We start from the raw sequence: 17176 nt of genomic DNA, 5'->3' as shown, positions 1-17176 counted from the left end.
TCCCACCCCATGGGCCCACCCAGCGGCCAGCGCCGCGCGGCATCGTCACCACCGGCCGAGCGCCGGGCTCACCCCTGAAAGGGCACTGCGCATGGAGCACCACGAGCAGCCCGAACCCCTGTCCCCGGCCGAACTCACCGCCATGCGCCGTAGCCTGACCGACGGCCGGCTCGCCATGACCCGCCGTTCCCTGCTGCGTGCGAGCGGTGCCATGGCGGCCACGGTCGGCGGGCTCGGTGCCCTGTCGGCCTGCGGAATCCCGCCCGCGGGCCGTACGGACGCCGGCCGCTCCACGGATCATTCCAAGGCGGAGAAGCGGATCAGCTTCTCCAACTGGACCGAGTACATGGACGTCAGCGACGACGGCAAGCACCGGCCGACCCTGGAGCACTTCACGAAGCGCACCGGCATCGCCGTCAAATACACCGAGGACATCAACGACAACGACGAGTTCTTCGGCAAGATCCAGGCACAGCTCGCGGCGGGCCAGGACACCGGCCGGGATCTGATCGTGCTCACCGACTGGATGTGCGCGCGGATGATCTCCCTCGGCTGGATCGAGTCGCTGGACCCGGCCAACCTGCCGCACGCCTACGCCAATCTCTCGCCGCAGTTCCGCAGCCCCGCCTGGGACCCGGGCCGCGCGCACTCCTACCCCTGGCAGGGCATCCCGGCGATCATCGCGTACAACAAGAAGGCCACCGGGGGCCGCAAGGTCGACTCGATCAGCCAGCTGCTGGAGGACCCCAAGCTCAAGGGCCGGGTCGGCTTCCTCTCCGAGATGCGCGACAGCGTCGGACTGACCCTCCTGGACATGGGCAAACGGCCCGAGGACTGCACCGCGGACGACTTCGACGCGGCCATCGCCCGGATCCAGAAGGGCGTGGACTCCAAGCAGATCCGCCGCTTCACCGGCAACGACTACACCACCGACCTGGACAAGGGCGACCTCGCCGCCTGTGTGGCCTGGGCGGGCGATGTCGTCCAGCTCCAGAACGACAACCCGGACATCGGCTTCGCCATCCCCGAGGCCGGCTACATGACGTCCAGCGACAACCTCATGGTGCCGAACAAGGCCCGCCACAAGGAGAACGCCGAACGGCTCATCGACTACTTCTACGAGCCGAAGGTGGCGGCGAAGATCGCGGCGTACATCAACTACGTCTGCCCCGTGGAGGGCGTACGCGAGGAACTCGCCAAGATCGACAAGAAGGCGGCCGACAACCCGCTGATCATTCCGGACCGGGAGATGGCCGAGCGGTCGCACTCCTTCCGGGCCCTGTCCGCCAAGGAGAACAAGGCGTTCACGCAGAAGTTCTCCGACCTCACCGGCGCCTGAGCCCCCACCTCCCAGGCCTGCCCGAGCCGCTTCGCCCTCCGACCCACGGGACGACCGATATGACCCACACCGCGACCCCCCAGAGCAGCGGCGGCGACGTCCGCCTCCACGGGATAAGCAAAACCTACGGCTCCTTCACCGCTGTCCATCCGCTCGACCTGACCGTCCCCGCGGGCTCTTTCTTCGCGCTCCTGGGCGCCTCGGGCTGCGGCAAGACGACCACTCTGCGCATGATCGCCGGGCTGGAGGAACCCACCACCGGCACCGTCGAGCTGTCCGGCCAGGACGTCACCGTCCTGCCGCCGTACAAGCGCCAGGTCAACACCGTCTTCCAGAACTACGCGCTCTTCCCGCACCTGGACATCTACGAGAACGTCGCCTTCGGTCTGCGCCGCCGCGGCATCAAGTCCGTCAAGAAGCAGGTCGAGGAGATGCTCGACCTGGTCCAGCTCGGCCCGATGGCGCGCCGCAAGCCGCAGCAGCTCTCCGGCGGCCAGCAGCAGCGCGTCGCGGTCGCCCGCGCGCTGATCAACCACCCCCAGGTGCTGCTGCTCGACGAGCCGCTCGGCGCCCTCGACCTCAAGCTGCGCCGCCAGATGCAGCTGGAGCTCAAGCGCATCCAGACCGAGGTCGGCATCACCTTCGTGCATGTCACCCACGACCAGGAGGAGGCCATGACGATGGCCGACACCGTGGCCGTGATGAACGGCGGCCGGGTCGAACAGCTCGGCGCGCCCGCCGACCTCTACGAGAACCCCGCCACCACCTTCGTCGCCAACTTCCTGGGCACCTCCAACCTCATCGAGGCAGAGGTCGTCGAGGCCGGCGGCGAGGAGCTGCTCCTCAAGGCCGCGGACGCCACCCTGCGGCTGCCCGCCGCCCGGTGCAGCGCCGCGGCCCGCAAGGGCGAGAAGGTGCTGGCCGGGGTACGGCCCGAGAAGGTCTCCCTGACGCACGCCGACGACGCCGGCTCGGTCGCCGACGGCCGCAACCGGCTGCCCGGCCGCATCAAGGACGCCAGCTTCATCGGCGTCTCCACCCAGTACGTCGTCACGGTGCCGGGCCTGGGCGAACTCGCCGTCTACGAGCAGAACGTCGAGCGCGACGGGCGCCTCGTCCCCGGCGCCGAGACCGTCCTGCACTGGAGCCCGGCGCACACCTTCGGCCTCGACGCCGCACAGGACATCCAGGCCGGTGCGGACCTCGACGAGGAGGCCGCGTGACCACCACCGAGAAGCCCGCGCCACCGGACGGAGAGGCCGGGGCCGCGCCCCTGGAGGTGCGCAGGACCCCCGCCCGCAAACGGCTCGTCCCCTACTGGCTGCTGCTGCCCGGCATCCTGTGGCTGATCGTCTTCTTCGCCGCCCCGCTCGTCTACCAGGCGTCGACCTCGATCCAGACCGGCTCCCTCGAAGAGGGCTTCAAGGTCACCTGGCACTTCGCGACGTACTGGGACGCGCTCGGCGAATACTGGCCGCAGTTCCTCCGCTCCGTGGGCTACGCCGCCACCGCCACCGCGCTCTGTCTGCTCCTGGGTTACCCGCTGGCCTATCTCATCGCCTTCAAGGCAGGCCGCTGGCGCAATGTCGTGATGATCCTGGTCATCGCCCCGTTCTTCACCAGCTTCCTGATCCGTACGCTCGCCTGGAAGACGATCCTGGCGGACGGCGGGCCGGTCGTCGGCCTCCTGAACTCGCTGCACGTCCTGGACGTCACCAGCTGGCTGGGCCTCACCGAGGGACAGCGGGTGCTGGCCACCCCGCTCGCGGTGGTCTGCGGACTGACCTACAACTTCCTGCCGTTCATGGTGCTGCCGCTCTACACCTCGCTGGAGCGCATCGACCCGCGCCTCCACGAGGCCGCCGGGGACCTCTACGCCCGCCCGGCCACCACCTTCCGCCGGGTGACCTTCCCGCTGTCGATGCCCGGTGTCGTGGCCGGCACCCTGCTCACCTTCATCCCGGCCGCCGGTGACTACATCAACGCCGAACTGCTGGGCTCCACCGACCAGAAGATGATCGGCAACGTCATCCAGTCGCAGTTCCTGCGGGTCCTGGACTATCCGACCGCCGCCGCCCTCTCCTTCATCCTCATGGCGGCCATCCTCGCCATGGTCACGCTCTACATCCGCAAGTCGGGGACGGAGGATCTGGTCTGATGGCCGTCCACGGGACCACCGAAGCCACCGCCGTCCGCACCCCGAACCGGGGCCTGCGCTGGCTGCGCCGCAACATCATCGCGATCGCGGGCCTGTGCACGCTGGGCTATCTGATCCTGCCCAACATCGTCGTGATGGTCTTCTCCTTCAACAAGCCCAACGGCCGCTTCAACTACCAGTGGCAGCGCTTCTCCACGGACGCCTGGAGCGATCCGTGCGGCGTCGCCGACCTGTGCGGTTCGCTGGGCCTGAGCCTGCAGATCGCGTTGTGGGCCACCGTCGGCGCGACCGTCCTCGGCACCATGATCGCCTTCGCGCTGGCCCGCTACCGCTTCCGGGCCCGCTCCGGCGTCAACACCCTGATCTTCCTGCCGATGGCGATGCCCGAGGTCGTCATGGCCGCCTCGCTGGCGACCCTCTTCCTCAACATGGGCATCCAGTTCGGCTTCTGGACGATCCTCATCGCGCACATCATGTTCTGTCTGAGCTTCGTCGTCACCGCCGTCAAGGCACGGGTGATGAGCATGGACCCGCGTCTGGAACAGGCCGCCCAGGACCTCTACGCCTCCCCCCTCCAGACCTTCCTGCGGGTGACGTTGCCGATCGCCGCCCCCGGCATCGCGTCCGGCGCGCTGCTCTCCTTCGCCCTGTCCTTCGACGACTTCATCATCACCAACTTCAACGCGGGCTCCACCGTGACCTTCCCCATGTTCGTCTGGGGCTCGGCGCAGCGTGGCACGCCCGTTCAGATCAACGTCATCGGCACGGCGATGTTCCTGGTCGCCGTGTTGTGTGTAGTCGTCGGCCAGCTGGCCGGGGCCCGCAAAAGGAGCAAGAGGAGCTGAGAACCATGGCACGAGCTGCCATGACCCCGTCCGCCGCGCATGCGCTCGCGGACGCCGAACCCACCCCCTTCTGGCTGGCCGACCCGGACCGGCCGGCCGCCCGGCCCGCCCTCGTCGGCGACGAGACCTGCGATCTGCTGGTCGTCGGCGGCGGTTACTCGGGCCTGTGGACCGCGCTGATCGCCAAGGAACGTGACCCCGAGCGCGAGGTCGTCCTCGTCGAGGGCGCCGAGATCGGCTGGGCGGCCTCCGGACGCAACGGCGGTTTCTGTGCCGCCTCCCTCACCCACGGCCTCGGCAACGGCCTGGCCCGCTGGCCCGGTGAACTCGCCACCCTCGAAGAGCTCGGCATCCGCAACCTCGACGCCATCGAGGAGGCCGTCGCCCGCTACGACATCGACTGCGCCTTCGAGCGCACCGGCGAGATCGACATCGCCACCGAGCCCCACCAGATCGCCGAACTCCGGGAGTTCGCAGAGGACGCCGCCACAATCGGCCTGGACCGGCACACCTTCCTCGACGAGGACGAGCTGCGCGCCCAGGTCGACTCGCCGACCTTCCGCGCCGGACTGTGGGACCGCAACGGCGTCGCCATGCTCAACCCGGCCCGGCTCGCCTGGGGCCTGAAGCAGGCCTGCCTCGGCCTCGGCGTCCGCATCTACGAGCGCACCCCGGCCACCGGTCTCGCCTCCGACGGCACGGGCATGGCCGTCCGCACGCCCTACGGCCGGGTCTTCGCCCGCCATGTCGCGCTCGGCACCAACGCCTTCCCGTCCCTGGTCAAGCGGGTCCGCCCGTACATCGTCCCGGTCTACGACCACGCGCTGATGACCGAGCCGCTCTCGGACGAACAGCTCGCCGCCATCGGCTGGAAGAACCGCCAGGGCCTGTCGGACTCGAACAACCACTTCCACTACTTCCGCATCACCGCCGACAACCGCATCCTGTGGGGCGGCTACGACATCGTCTACCGCTACGGCGGCGGTGTGCGGGCCGAGTACGACCACCACCCGGCCACGTACGAGAAGCTCGCCCGGCACTTCTTCCGCTGCTTCCCGCAGTTGGAGGGGCTGCGCTTCACCCACACCTGGGGCGGCGCGATCGACACCTGCTCGCGCTTCTCCGCGTTCTTCGGCACCGCGCACGCCGGCCGGGTCGCCTACGCCACCGGCTACACCGGCCTCGGCGTGGGGGCCACCCGCTTCGGCGCCGAGGTGATGCTCGACCTGCTCTCCGGCGAGCGCACCGAGCGTACGGAGCTGGAGATGGTCCGCAGCAAGCCGCTGCCGTTCCCGCCCGAGCCGCTGCGCTGGGCCGGCATCGGGATCACCCAGTGGTCGATGACCCAGGCCGACACCCGGGGCGGCCGCCGCAACCTGTGGCTGAAGGCCATGGACAAGGTGGGCCTGGGCTTCGACAGCTGACGCCCGGCACAGGAGGGGGCGGGCGGCCGGGAAGCCGCCCGCCCCCGTGCGAGCATCAGCGCCCCGGTGCTTGCCCGCCGCCCGTCCCCGACCACCGGTCGCACACCGCACACCACACCGCGAGCAGCACCCCGGCCAGACACCAGCTGCCGACCACGTCCAGCGGCCAGTGATAGCCACGACGCACCAGACCGATGCCGACGGCCGCGTTGAGCAGCGCCACCGCGGCGATCACCGTCGGGATGACCGGGCCTGTGGCGGGGCGGCCCGCCCGCATCCGCCGCCGACCGCGGATCACCAGCAGCGCGGCCACCCCGTACGCCACCGCCGCCGTGGCGCCATGCCCCGACGGATAGAAGCCGTCGTGCGCACCGCCCGCCATCTGCGGCGGGCCCGGCCGGGCGAGCCACAGTTTGAGCGGGACGACCAGTGCGGGCACCGCGGCCAGGGCGAGGCCGGCGGCGAACGGCGGCAGCCACCACCGCACCGGAGCACCCCCGTCGGACGCCTCCTGGCTCCGGCGGCGCCACCCCTGCCACCCCGCCCACACCATCACCACGCACAACACCGGCAGCGCCACGGCCGTATTGCCGAGATCGGCACAGAACTCGGCCGGCCCGACGGGGAGTTCACTGGCGGCGACGGCGCGGCCGAGCCGTTCGTCGAGGGCGCGCAGCGGGCCGTGGTCCGCCACCTGCCAGGTGAGCGCGGCGAAGAGCAGCGCACCGGCCAGACAGATCCACCAGGGGGAGAAGCGCCGGGAGCCGCTGGTGGACGGGCCATGGGACGGGCCGTCGGATGGGCCATCGGATGGCCCGTCGGAGCCCGGGAAAAGGGTCGGCCGCCTCGGAACAGGGGGGGTGGTTCCGAGGCGGCCGCGCTGACCGGTGTCCCGCGCGCCCCGGGGGGTCTGGGGCGGGCGGACATCCGATCGGTGAGGATTCCCGGAACCGGGGGTTCCGGTGTTGTGCGCGAGGGCACGGCCTGATCGGAGCCGGGGAAGCGCCGACCGGGCGTCGCCCGCAGTCCCCTGCGAGCGGGGTGTTTCTCTCATCTGCAGAAACCGTACGGCACGGGGAGCGCACCCGACAGGCGCATCACCCGGCCGCCATCGGCCCCGCACATCTTCTTCACGCCATGTCTCCAGCTACGCGCGTCCATGCAGAAATGAGGGCAGAAAGACGGACAGAACGGCGGACGGAACGGGGCCGGAAAGAGGAGCGGAAAGGGGCAGGAAAGGGGACTCACGCCGTTCCGGAACGGGGCACGGCCCGGAACGGCGCACGGCCCGGGGCGCGGCATGAGCCGTGCCCCGGGCCGTGCCGGGGTCCCTCCCGCGGAGCGCGGTGAGCGCGGTGGGTGCCGCTCAGAGCGCGGCGAAGGCGCCTTCGAGGATGTCCAGGCCCTCGTTGAGCAGGTCCTCACCGATGACCAGCGGCGGCAGGAAGCGCAGCACATTGCCGTACGTGCCGGTCGTCAGCACCAGCAGGCCCTCCTGGTGGCAGGCCTTGGCGAGGGCGGCGGTGGCCTCCGGGTTGGGCTCCTTGGAGCCGGACTTGACCAGCTCGATCGCGATCATCGCGCCACGGCCGCGGACCTCGCCGACGATGTCGTACTTCTCGGCGATGGCGTTCAGCCGGGCCTTCATGACCTCGCCGATCCGGCGGGCCTTGGCGTTCAGGTCCTGCTCGCGCATGGTCTCGATCGAGCCCAGCGCCGCGGCGCAGGCCACCGGGTTACCGCCGTAGGTGCCGCCCAGGCCGCCCGCGTGCGCGGCGTCCATGATCTCGGCGCGGCCGGTGACGGCGGCCAGCGGCAGACCGCCGGCGATGCCCTTGGCGGTCGTGATCAGGTCGGGCACGATGCCCTCGTCCTCACACGCGAACCATTGGCCCGTGCGGCAGAAGCCGGACTGGATCTCGTCCGCGACGAAGACGATCCCGTTCTCCTTCGCGAAGTTCGCGATCGCCGGGAGGAAGCCCTTGGCCGGCTCGATGAAGCCGCCCTCACCGAGCACCGGCTCGATGATGATCGCCGCGACGTTCTCCGCGCCGATCTGCTTGGTGATCTGCGAGATGGCCTGGTCCGCGGCCTCCTGCGCGCAGTTCTCCGGGCCGGTCAGCCAGCGGTAGGGGTAGGCCACCGGCACGCGGTAGACCTCGGGCGCGAACGGTCCGAAGCCCTGCTTGTACGGCATGTTCTTGGAGGTGAGCGCCATCGTCAGGTTCGTCCGGCCGTGGTAGCCGTGGTCGAAGACGACGACCGCCTGGCGCTTGGTGTGCACACGGGCGATCTTGACCGCGTTCTCCACGGCCTCCGCGCCCGAGTTGAACAGCGCCGACTTCTTCGCGTGGTCGCCCGGCGTCAGCTCGGCCAGCTGCTCACAGACCTCGATGTAGGGCTCGTAGGGCGCCACCATGGCGCAGGTGTGGGTGAAGGCCGCCAGCTGCGCGGTGGCCCGGCGGACGACCGCCTCCGCGCTGTTGCCGACCGAGGTCACCGCGATGCCGGAGCCGAAGTCGATCAGGGAGTTGCCGTCCACGTCCTCCAGGACGCCACCGCCCGCGCGCTTGACGAAGACGGGCAGCACGGCGCCGACGCCACCGGCCACCGTGGCCTGCTTACGGGCCCACAGCTCCTGCGACTTCGGGCCGGGAATCGCAGTGACGACGCGACGCTCCTGGGGGAGGGCGGGGCCTCCGGACAGTTCGGTCATGGCAGTCTCCTGGGGGTGGAACGGGACGTACAAAGGTGTTGTTCTCGCAGGCTAGGGGCGGCCGGGCGGGTCTGGCATGTTCCGTTCGGGAGAAGTGCGCGTGTTGCGTTGTCCGCACCGGACATAGCGACGCCCCACGGCCAGTAGATTGAACGACGGCCCGCCCGGCAACGGCGGCCATCAGCGCGGGCATGACAATGGACACGCGGCCGCACACCCCGGCCGCCGCACCACCACGCAGCAGGCCACGGCTCAAGGGGGACAAGGGGCACCGGATGGACACCGAGGGCACGCACGACGCACAGCACACCGCTCCCCAGCCGTCCGGCGGAGCGCACCGACCCGAACCCACCGTGCCGCGCCCCGCGGCACCGCCCGCCCCACCGACCACGGCGCCGCACACCCCGCCATCACCCGCCGCCCCGCCCGCCCTGCCGGCCATGCCCGCCACCCCGCCGGGCACCGCGCCCACCGGCTCCGCCGCCGAACCGCCGCTGCTGGGCTGGCTGCGCACCCCCCGCCCCTCCGCCGCACCCGGGATCTGGACGTACGGCCACCGGCCCCGGGCGGCAGAGGATCCCGACCGGGTCCCCGGACGGCAGCTGATCATCGGGGCGGTGATTTCGTTCCTGTGCGGGTGGCTGCTGTGGTCGTTGTTGTGGAACGGCTACCTCGGGCCGTACTGGGCCTGGCCCATGGCAGTTCTTTTCCCCGACTCCTGGGTGCTCGGAGCGACCTCCGGCGACCAGCTCGCCTATGCCATTGCCTCCCGCGTCTACTACGGCCTGTGGATCGCCGGCCTGGTGGTCGTCTTCGGCCGCCTCGGCCGGTGGGCGGAGGTGGCACGCCGGTACGTGCTCCCGGCTTTCCGCCGTAAGCGCGCCCCCGTCCCCAAGCCCGAGCCCGCCGCCGACCGGGCACTGTGGCCCGAGCTGCGTTCCCATGGCGCCTCGGATGCTGCCGACAAGCTCGCGGCCGAGGCACGTGCCGGCCGGATGAACGATGTGGACGTGGCCAGGATCGAGCGCGCCTGGCAGTCGGTGCGGTCCGGCAAGAACTCCACCGCCTCCTTCACCGACACCGTGCTCCGGCACGGCGCGGCGGCCTGTGCGCACCCTTCGGGGCGGCGCGATCTGTCCCGCAGGGCCGCCCACCACGATCTGCTCGCCCACCAGGTCCGGATCGGCACCGCCGCCGAACACCCGCGGAATCCGTATCAGCACCGCGGCGCGGGGAGCGCTCTGTCGCCCGAGGTACTGGGCACCTCGCTGCTGGCGGTGGGCCCCGCCGGAAGCGGCAAGACCACCCGCATCGTCAAGCCGGTCGTGGAGTCGATGTGTCTGCAGGCGCTGGCCGGGCAGTGCGCGGTGATCGCCGTCGGCCCGGCGGGGTCGGACCTCGGGCCGGACGACGCATTCGACGTGGTGGTCAGGGTCGGCCGCCCGGAACCGGAGTGTGATCTCGACCTGTACGGCGGCACCACCGACCCCGACGAGGCGTCCGGAATCCTCGCCGAGGCGCTGGTCGGTGACCTTGCCGAGCAGCTGCCCGGCGGTGACAGCCGGCGCGCGGCGACAGCGCTGTCCCAGCTGCTCGGTCCGTTCCGGGCCGCCCACGACCGCTTCCCCACGGTGCCCGAACTACGGGAACTGCTGGACGGCGCGCCCCGGGCGTTGGCCGCACTGCGCACCGCGCTGGAGGATGCCGAGGCCCACACCCTGCTGCGTGAACTGGACGCCCGCGTACGCCAGTCGGACCGCCCCGGTGATGTCGCCGTATTGCTCGCCGACCGCATCGCGCTGCTCGACCGGCCGGCCTTCGCCGCCTTCTTCGACCCCACGGGAAACACCCGTCAGGTCTCCCTGCGGGCCCTCGACCACCCTCTGCGGGTCCGCATCGAACTGCCGGAGCGCGGGCATGCGGAGGCTTCGCGGATTCTCGCCCGGCTGGTTCTTGCGCAGTTCACCGAGTGCGCGGTGGCCCGCGGCGACCGCTCGCTGTTCGCGTGTCTGGTCGTCGACGAGGCCGCGCACACGATCACCGCCGAGGCCCTGCGCGGGCTGCAGCGACTGCGCTCGGCGAATGCCGGCGCGGTATTGACCCTGCGTTCCCTGGACGAGGTCCCCGACGCGCTGCGCGGCACGCTGCTCGGCGCGGTCGGCTGCCGGATGGCGTTCGCGGGCGTCACGACCTGGGACGGTGCGCGGTTCGCCGAGGTGTGGGGCAAGGAGTGGGTGGAGACCCGCGATGTGACCGACCGCCAGATCATCGCGGAGAGCGCCGCGGGGAAGGCGTTCCACATGGTGCGCCAACTGGTCACCGGCAAGGCGGCCACCGCCAAGGCCGTCACCGTCCGTACCGTCGAACGGGAGCGCTGGTCCGCCTCCGACCTGGCCAACTCCGTGCCGGCCGGGCACGCGGTGCTCTCAGTGACATCCGTAGCGGGGGAGCATGCCCCGCCCGTCCTCATCGACCTGCGTTCCTGACCGGCGGGGCGGGGGAGCGCCCGGAATCCCGCCGCCGTGGTCGCCACCAAGCCGTGTCCGGCGGGCACGGCCAGTGGGTTTCGGCGCGGTGCCGCCTTTGCTGCCTGGTCGTGGGCCCGGGACCGGTGGCCGGACGGGCTATCCGGTGCCATGGGTCCCCCCGATTCCTCCGCTGAGGCAGAATCGGCACTGGCCGTTCATACGAGGCGGCGTAAACAATCGGGTGGCGAGCGGTCATCGGCCGGTTCGTGGCCGGTTGTCGTTCGGCCGCCCTCGTAGTCGTCGACGTCATGAAGGTCCCATGCCGCACACCCTGGCTTCCCTGGTCAATCACACCGCGCTCAAGCTGACCGTGCTCGCCGGCGAGGAGCGGCTGGAGGCGCCGGTGCGCTGGGCGCATGCGAGTGAGCTGATCGATCCGGTGCCGTACATGGAGGGCGGGGAGCTGCTGCTGATCACCGCGCTCAAGCTGGACGCGGAGGACGCGGAGGCGACCCGGAGGTATGTGCGGCGGGTCGCGGAGGCCGGGGTCGTCGGGCTGGGCTTCGCGGTCGGGGTCAATTACGAGGGTGTGCCGCAGCCGCTGGTCGAGGCGGCCAGGGAGCAGGGGCTGCCGCTGCTCGGGGTGCCGCGGAGGACGCCGTTCATCGCGATCAGCAAGGCGGTGTCGGCGGCCGTCGCCGCCGACCAGTACCGCGCGGTCACGGCGGGGTTCGAGGCGCAGCGGGAGCTGACCCGGGCGGCGCTCAGCGCCGAGGGGCCGGCCGAGCTGCTGGCCCGGCTCGCGGCCCATCTGGACGGCTGGGCCGCTCTCTACGACGCGTCGGGTGCGGTGGTGGCCGCCGCTCCCGACTGGGCGGCCCGCCGCGCGGCCCGGCTGTCGGACGACGTCGGGCGGCTGCGGGAGCGGCCCGCGCCCGCCAGCTCGGTCGTCAGCGACACAGACGGCGATGACCGGGTCGAGCTGCAGTCGCTGGGCACCGGGCGCCGGGCCCGCGGGGTGCTCGCGGTGGGGACCGGTGCGCCGCTCGGCACGGCCGGGCGCTATGCCGTGCACTCCGCGGTCGCGCTGCTCACCCTGACCACCGAGCGGTCCCGGGCACTGCAGGACGCCGAGCAGCGGCTGGGTGACGCGGTGCTGAAGATGTTGCTCGCGGGGGAGCCGGACCATGCGCGGGCGGTGGCGGGGCGGCTCTACGGCGGGCTGCTGGACGCGCCGTTCCGGGTGGTGGTCGCCGAGCCGGTGGCCGGTGAGGAACCGTCGTCGGGCGTGGCCGCGGGCGCCGGGGGCGTGGGGGTGCTCGACGGGCTCGCCGACGCGATGGACTCGGCGGCCGCGCGGACCGGTGAGGCGGTGCTGGCCGTCCCGGACGGCGACCGGCTGATCGTGCTGGTCGCGGACGGCGGGGCGGCCGCGGACGCCTGTGCCGCGTACGCCGCCGAGACCGAGGCCCGCGCCGGTGCGCGGCCGCGGGCGCGGGGCCGGGCGGGGCGGACGGAGGCGGCCCATGGCGAGGGGGTGGCCGTCGGGCTGTCGGCGCCGACCGGGCCGATCGCCGCCGCGAACGCCTATCGCCAGGCCGAACAGGCGCTGTCGGTGGCGCGGCGGCGCGGCCGTGCGCTGGTCGAGCACGAGGACGTGGCGGCCGGGTCCGTGCTGCCGCTGCTCGCCGACGACGCGGTCCGGGCATTCGCGGACGGGCTGCTGCGGGCGCTGCGCGAGCACGACGCGACCGGGCGCGGTGATCTGGTGGCCTCGCTGCGGGCCTGGCTCGCCCGGCACGGCCAGTGGGACGCGGCCGCCGCCGACCTGGGAGTGCACCGCCACACCCTGCGCTACCGGATGCGGCGGGTGGAGGAGATCCTGGGGCGTTCGCTGGACGACGCGGATGTGCGGATGGAGCTGTGGCTGGCGCTCAAGGCGACCTCGGCGCCCCAGGGGGAGTGAGGGCGGGGCGCCTCCTGCTCGTTCCCCGCAGGTGGCAGCCCCTGGGCGGACGGGCGCGGGCGCTTCTGGGGCCCGTACCTCCACGCGCCCCGGATCCGCCTCGTACGCCCCCTCCACCGCGGAGGGACGGGGGCGGTGATTACTACGCTTCGGACAAACGCCACGACGGCGCCGCACCCCTACCGTGGGTCCAGAGTCAAAACCGCAGAGACGCTCCCTGAGCCATGCGCACCACCCACCACTTCTGAAGGGCCGGGTTCCACTGTGCCGATCCCCACTGATGCAGCCCCCACCGCCTTTTGGCTCGCCGGCCGCGAGGCCACCGGCGAGGCCACCTTCGATGTCACCTCCCCCTGGGACGGACGTCTCGTCGGCACGGTGAGCGTCCCCACCGAGGCCCAGGTCGAGGAGGCCATCGCCGCCTCCGTCGCCGTCCAGGACGAGCTCGCCGCGACCCCCGCGCATGTGCGGGCCGCCGCGCTGGACCATGTGCACCGCCGGCTGGTGGAGCGTACGGAGGAGATCGCCCGGCTGATCTCCGCCGAGAACGGCAAGCCCATGAAGTGGGCGCGCGGTGAGGTCGGCCGGGCCGTCTCCGTGTTCCGCTTCGCCGCCGAGGAGGCACGCCGCTTCAACGGCGGCGAGGCACAGCGCCTGGACACCGACGCCGGCGGCGCCGGCCGGCTGGCGCTGACCCGCCGCTTCCCGCGCGGCACGGTCCTGGGCATCGCCCCGTTCAACTTCCCGCTGAACCTCTGCGCCCACAAGATCGCCCCGGCGATCGCGGCCGGTGCCCCGATCCTCCTCAAGCCCGCCCCGGCCACCCCGCTCTCCGGCCTGATCCTCGGTGAGCTGCTGGCCGAGACCGACCTGCCGGCCGGTTCCTGGTCGATCCTCCCGGTGCCCAACGACCGGATGCCGGCGCTGGTCCAGGACGAGCGGCTGCCGGTGGTCTCCTTCACCGGCTCCGAGAAGGTCGGCTACGCGATCCTGGACTCCGTACCGCGCAAGCACTGCACCCTGGAGCTCGGCGGCAACGGCGCGGCCGTCGTCCTGCCGGACTTCTCCTCCGAGGCGGACCTGGACTGGGCGGCGCAGCGCATCGCCACCTTCTCCAACTACCAGGGCGGCCAGTCCTGCATCTCGGTGCAGCGGGTGATCGCCGACGCCTCCGTCTACGACCGTCTGGTGCCCAAGATCGTGGCGGCCGTCGAGGCGCAGGTCACCGGCGACCCGTCGGACGACGCGACCGAGGTCGGCCCGCTGGTCGACGAGAACGCCGCCAAGCGCGTCGAGTCCTGGGTGGACGAGGCCGTGGAGCGCGGGGCGAAGCTGCTCGCGGGCGGCAAGCGCGACGGCGCCTCCTACGCGCCGACCGTGCTGGCGGATGTGCCCGCCGACGCCACCCTCGCCTGCGAAGAGGTCTTCGGCCCGGTGCTCACGCTCAAGAAGGTCGACGGGGAGGCCGAGGCCTTCGCGGCCGTCAACGACTCCAAGTTCGGCCTGCAGGCGGGGGTGTTCACCCACGACGTGCAGACCGCCTTCCGCGCCCACCGGGCGCTGGAGGTCGGCGGCGTGATCATCGGCGATGTGCCGTCCTACCGCGCCGACCAGATGCCCTACGGCGGCGTCAAGCAGTCCGGTGTGGGCCGCGAGGGCGTGCGCTTCGCGATGGACGACTACACCTACGAGCGGGTGCTGGTCCTCACCGGCCTGGCCCTGTAACACCCGGCCCGGCCCGGACCGGTGGACAGCGACGGCCATCCCTTGGGCCGTATCGCCGTCCGGGCCCCGGCCGGCGCACCCCCCGGCGCCGGCCTCGACGCGGCGCGCTCCGGCACCCTGTTCCGGAGCGCGCCGCGTCCCCCGTTTTCCGGCACCGCCATGCCGGATCTTGACGGTACGGGACGCGCCCCCTCCGCTTCCTCCTGTCTGAGGGGGAGCCGGGGGGCGCTGCCCCAGGGGGGAGACGCCGCCGCGCGTACAACTCCCGCGGTATGCCGCACCCCCCGAAGGGCGGAGGGCGTCCGGCCGGACCGGTCCGGTGCCGGGAGGCAGGTCCCGCTTGGTCTGCGGTGGCCCGAACACTTCCCCGCGCCCGGTAGCTCCAGTGGTGCAACCCGTGCGGATCGGGTAACTCTCACAAGTAGCGCTGTCCAGCGGCCGACCGGCCGCCGGCGCTGAACTCCCGACCCAGCGGCGAGGTGAGCTCCTGATGACCGCTCCATCCATCCGCAACGTTTCCGAGCGCGAAGCACGCCAGGTCGCCGAGGCGGCACGCGAGCAGGACTGGCGCAAGCCCAGCTTCGCCAAGGAACTGTTCCTGGGGCGCTTCCGGCTCGACCTCATCCATCCGCACCCCACCCCCGCGGTCGACGACGTACGCCGCGGCGAGAAGTTCCTGGCCACGCTGCGCGAATTCTGTGAGGCGGAGGTCGACGGCGCCCGGATCGAGCGCGAGGGGCAGATCCCGGACGAGACCGTGGACGGGCTCAAGGCGCTCGGCGCGTTCGGGATGAAGATCGACCCCAAGTACGGCGGCCTCGGCCTCACCCAGGTCTACTACAACCGGGCCCTGTCCCTGGTCGGCACGGCCAGCCCCGCCATCGGCGCACTGCTCTCGGCGCACCAGTCGATCGGCGTACCGCAGCCCCTGAAGCTGTTCGGCACCAAGGAGCAGAAGGAAACCTTCCTGCCGCGCTGCGCCCGTACGGACATCTCGGCCTTCCTGCTGACCGAGCCCGATGTCGGCTCGGACCCCGCCCGGCTGGCGACCATGGCCGTCCCGGACGGCACGGACTATGTGCTCGACGGTGTGAAGCTGTGGACCACCAACGGGGTGGTCGCCGATCTGCTGGTGGTGATGGCGCGGGTGCCCGCGTCCGAGGGCCACAAGGGCGGCATCACGGCCTTCGTCGTCGAGGCGGCCTCGCCCGGCATCACCGTCGAGAACCGCAATGCGTTCATGGGCCTGCGCGGCCTGGAGAACGGTGTCACCCGCTTCCACCAGGTACGGGTCCCGGCCGCGAACCGCATCGGCCCCGAGGGCGCCGGACTGAAGATCGCCCTGACCACCCTCAACACCGGCCGGCTGTCGCTGCCCGCGATGTGCGTCGGCTCGGGCAAGTGGTGCCTGAAGATCGCCCGTGAGTGGTCCGGGGCCCGCGAGCAGTGGGGCCGGCCGGTCGCCAAGCACGAGGCCGTCGGCGCCAAGATCTCCTTCATCGCGGCGACGACCTTCGCCCTCGAAGCGGTCGTCGACCTGTCCTCCCAGATGGCCGACGAGAACCGCAACGACATCCGCATCGAGGCCGCCCTCGCCAAGCTCTACGGCTCCGAGATGGGCTGGCTGATGGCCGACGAGCTGGTCCAGATCCGCGGCGGCCGCGGCTTCGAGACCGCCGACTCGCTCGCCGCCCGCGGCGAGCGCGCGGTCCCCGCCGAGCAGATGCTGCGCGATATGCGCATCAACCGGATCTTCGAGGGCTCCACGGAGATCATGCATCTGCTGATCGCCCGCGAGGCGGTGGACGCCCATCTGTCGGTCGCCGGCGATCTCATCGACCCCGACAAGACCCTCGCCGACAAGGGCCGGGCGGCGGCCAGGGCCGGCGGGTTCTACGCCCGCTGGCTGCCCAAGCTCGTCGCCGGTCCGGGCCAACTCCCGCGTACGTACCAGGAGTTCGGCCGCCTCTCGGGTCATCTGCGGTATGTCGAGCGGACCTCCCGCAAGCTCGCCCGCTCCACCTTCTACGCGATGTCCCGCTGGCAGGGCCGGATGGAGACCAAACAGGGCTTCCTCGGCCGGATCGTCGACATCGGCGCCGAACTCTTCGCGATGAGCGCCGCCTGTGTACGCGCCGAATACCTGCGGGAGACCGATGACCACGGCCGTGAGGCGCAGCAGCTGGCCGATGTGTTCTGCCGGCAGGCGCGGATCCGCGTCGAGGAGCTGTTCGGCCGGCTGTGGACCAACACCGACGAACTCGACCGCAAGGTCGTCTCCGGCGTCCTCGACGGCAGCTACGCCTGGCTGGAGGAGGGCATCATCGACCCCAGCGGAGACGGCCCCTGGATCGCCGACGCCACGCCTGGCCCGAGCATGACCGACAACGTCCGGCGCCCCATCCGCTGAACGTCTCGGCCGCACGCCCAGGGCCGGTCCGGCAGCGATCCACCGGACCGGCCCTGGAGCATGTCCCGTGCGCAGTGCACGGGGCACATGATCGGGAAGACGCCCCCTAGGTGTCCTGGCCCCCT

At 71.8% G+C, this 17176-nt stretch carries 11 protein-coding genes; 9 read left to right on the top strand and 2 right to left on the bottom strand.

Going from position 1 to position 17176, the window contains the following annotated elements; translation table 11 throughout:
* The first annotated feature begins 91 nt into the window (after positions 1–91).
* From STRNI_RS12835 to STRNI_RS12815, 5 genes are read left to right on the top strand one after another with little or no spacing between them, the layout of a single operon-like run.
* A complete protein-coding gene (locus tag STRNI_RS12835; protein WP_277411289.1) occupies positions 92–1339 on the top strand; it encodes an ABC transporter substrate-binding protein in 1248 nt (415 codons plus the stop codon).
* Positions 1340–1398: 59 nt separating this feature from the next.
* Complete coding sequence (locus tag STRNI_RS12830; protein WP_093647034.1) at positions 1399–2562, top strand: ABC transporter ATP-binding protein; 1164 nt, start codon at positions 1399–1401, stop codon at positions 2560–2562.
* Positions 2559–3497, top strand: coding sequence for an ABC transporter permease (locus STRNI_RS12825; RefSeq protein WP_266445266.1), 939 nt, complete (start codon positions 2559–2561; stop codon positions 3495–3497). The genes STRNI_RS12830 and STRNI_RS12825 overlap by 4 nt, the downstream gene beginning before the upstream one ends.
* Positions 3497–4342, top strand: coding sequence for an ABC transporter permease (locus STRNI_RS12820; RefSeq protein WP_018087105.1), 846 nt, complete (start codon positions 3497–3499; stop codon positions 4340–4342). The genes STRNI_RS12825 and STRNI_RS12820 overlap by 1 nt, the downstream gene beginning before the upstream one ends.
* Positions 4343–4347: 5 nt before the next feature.
* Positions 4348–5766, top strand: a complete 1419-nt coding sequence (locus STRNI_RS12815) for an NAD(P)/FAD-dependent oxidoreductase (protein ID WP_093647031.1) — start codon at positions 4348–4350, stop codon at positions 5764–5766.
* 55 nt (positions 5767–5821) lie between these two features.
* On the opposite strand, the gene STRNI_RS41350 is transcribed toward STRNI_RS12815, so the two are convergent.
* Positions 5822–6460: a phosphatase PAP2 family protein gene (locus STRNI_RS41350; protein WP_338149733.1), complete on the bottom strand. Its 639-nt coding sequence runs from the start codon at positions 6458–6460 to the stop codon at positions 5822–5824.
* A gap of 672 nt (positions 6461–7132) precedes the next feature.
* Complete coding sequence (gene gabT, locus STRNI_RS12805; protein ID WP_159485922.1) at positions 7133–8482, bottom strand: 4-aminobutyrate--2-oxoglutarate transaminase; 1350 nt, start codon at positions 8480–8482, stop codon at positions 7133–7135.
* A 275-nt stretch (positions 8483–8757) separates the two neighbouring features.
* Here gabT and STRNI_RS12800 point away from each other — a divergent pair, with 275 nt between their 5' ends.
* The 4 genes from STRNI_RS12800 to STRNI_RS12785 all read left to right on the top strand — a co-directional run bounded on the left by STRNI_RS12800 (position 8758) and on the right by STRNI_RS12785 (position 17051).
* Entirely contained in the window at positions 8758–10968 is a 2211-nt protein-coding gene (locus tag STRNI_RS12800) for a type IV secretory system conjugative DNA transfer family protein (protein WP_277413246.1), read from the top strand.
* 301 nt (positions 10969–11269) lie between these two features.
* Positions 11270–12916, top strand: a complete 1647-nt coding sequence (locus tag STRNI_RS12795) for a PucR family transcriptional regulator (protein WP_274738409.1) — start codon at positions 11270–11272, stop codon at positions 12914–12916.
* A gap of 264 nt (positions 12917–13180) precedes the next feature.
* Positions 13181–14641, top strand: a complete 1461-nt coding sequence (locus tag STRNI_RS12790; protein ID WP_109892832.1) for an aldehyde dehydrogenase family protein — start codon at positions 13181–13183, stop codon at positions 14639–14641.
* Positions 14642–15131: 490 nt separating this feature from the next.
* Entirely contained in the window at positions 15132–17051 is a 1920-nt protein-coding gene (locus STRNI_RS12785; protein WP_018087098.1) for an acyl-CoA dehydrogenase family protein, read from the top strand.
* The last annotated feature ends 125 nt before the right edge of the window (positions 17052–17176 follow it).

The sequence above is a fragment of the Streptomyces nigrescens genome (assembly GCF_027626975.1).
GTDB lineage: Bacteria > Actinomycetota > Actinomycetes > Streptomycetales > Streptomycetaceae > Streptomyces > Streptomyces nigrescens.
This window is presented reverse-complemented; position numbering and strand designations above follow the sequence as displayed.

Excerpts from the sequence above, each read along its gene's own strand:
- STRNI_RS12835 (WP_277411289.1), top strand. The coding sequence starts at position 92 with ATGGAGCACCACGAGCAGCCCGAACCCCTGTCCCCGGCCGAACTCACC.
- STRNI_RS12830 (WP_093647034.1), top strand. The coding sequence starts at position 1,399 with ATGACCCACACCGCGACCCCCCAGAGCAGCGGCGGCGACGTCCGCCTC.
- STRNI_RS12820 (WP_018087105.1), top strand. The coding sequence starts at position 3,497 with ATGGCCGTCCACGGGACCACCGAAGCCACCGCCGTCCGCACCCCGAAC.
- STRNI_RS12815 (WP_093647031.1), top strand. The coding sequence starts at position 4,348 with ATGGCACGAGCTGCCATGACCCCGTCCGCCGCGCATGCGCTCGCGGAC.
- gabT (WP_159485922.1), bottom strand. The coding sequence starts at position 8,482 with ATGACCGAACTGTCCGGAGGCCCCGCCCTCCCCCAGGAGCGTCGCGTC.
- STRNI_RS12800 (WP_277413246.1), top strand. The coding sequence starts at position 8,758 with ATGGACACCGAGGGCACGCACGACGCACAGCACACCGCTCCCCAGCCG.
- STRNI_RS12795 (WP_274738409.1), top strand. The coding sequence starts at position 11,270 with ATGCCGCACACCCTGGCTTCCCTGGTCAATCACACCGCGCTCAAGCTG.
- STRNI_RS12785 (WP_018087098.1), top strand. The coding sequence starts at position 15,132 with ATGACCGCTCCATCCATCCGCAACGTTTCCGAGCGCGAAGCACGCCAG.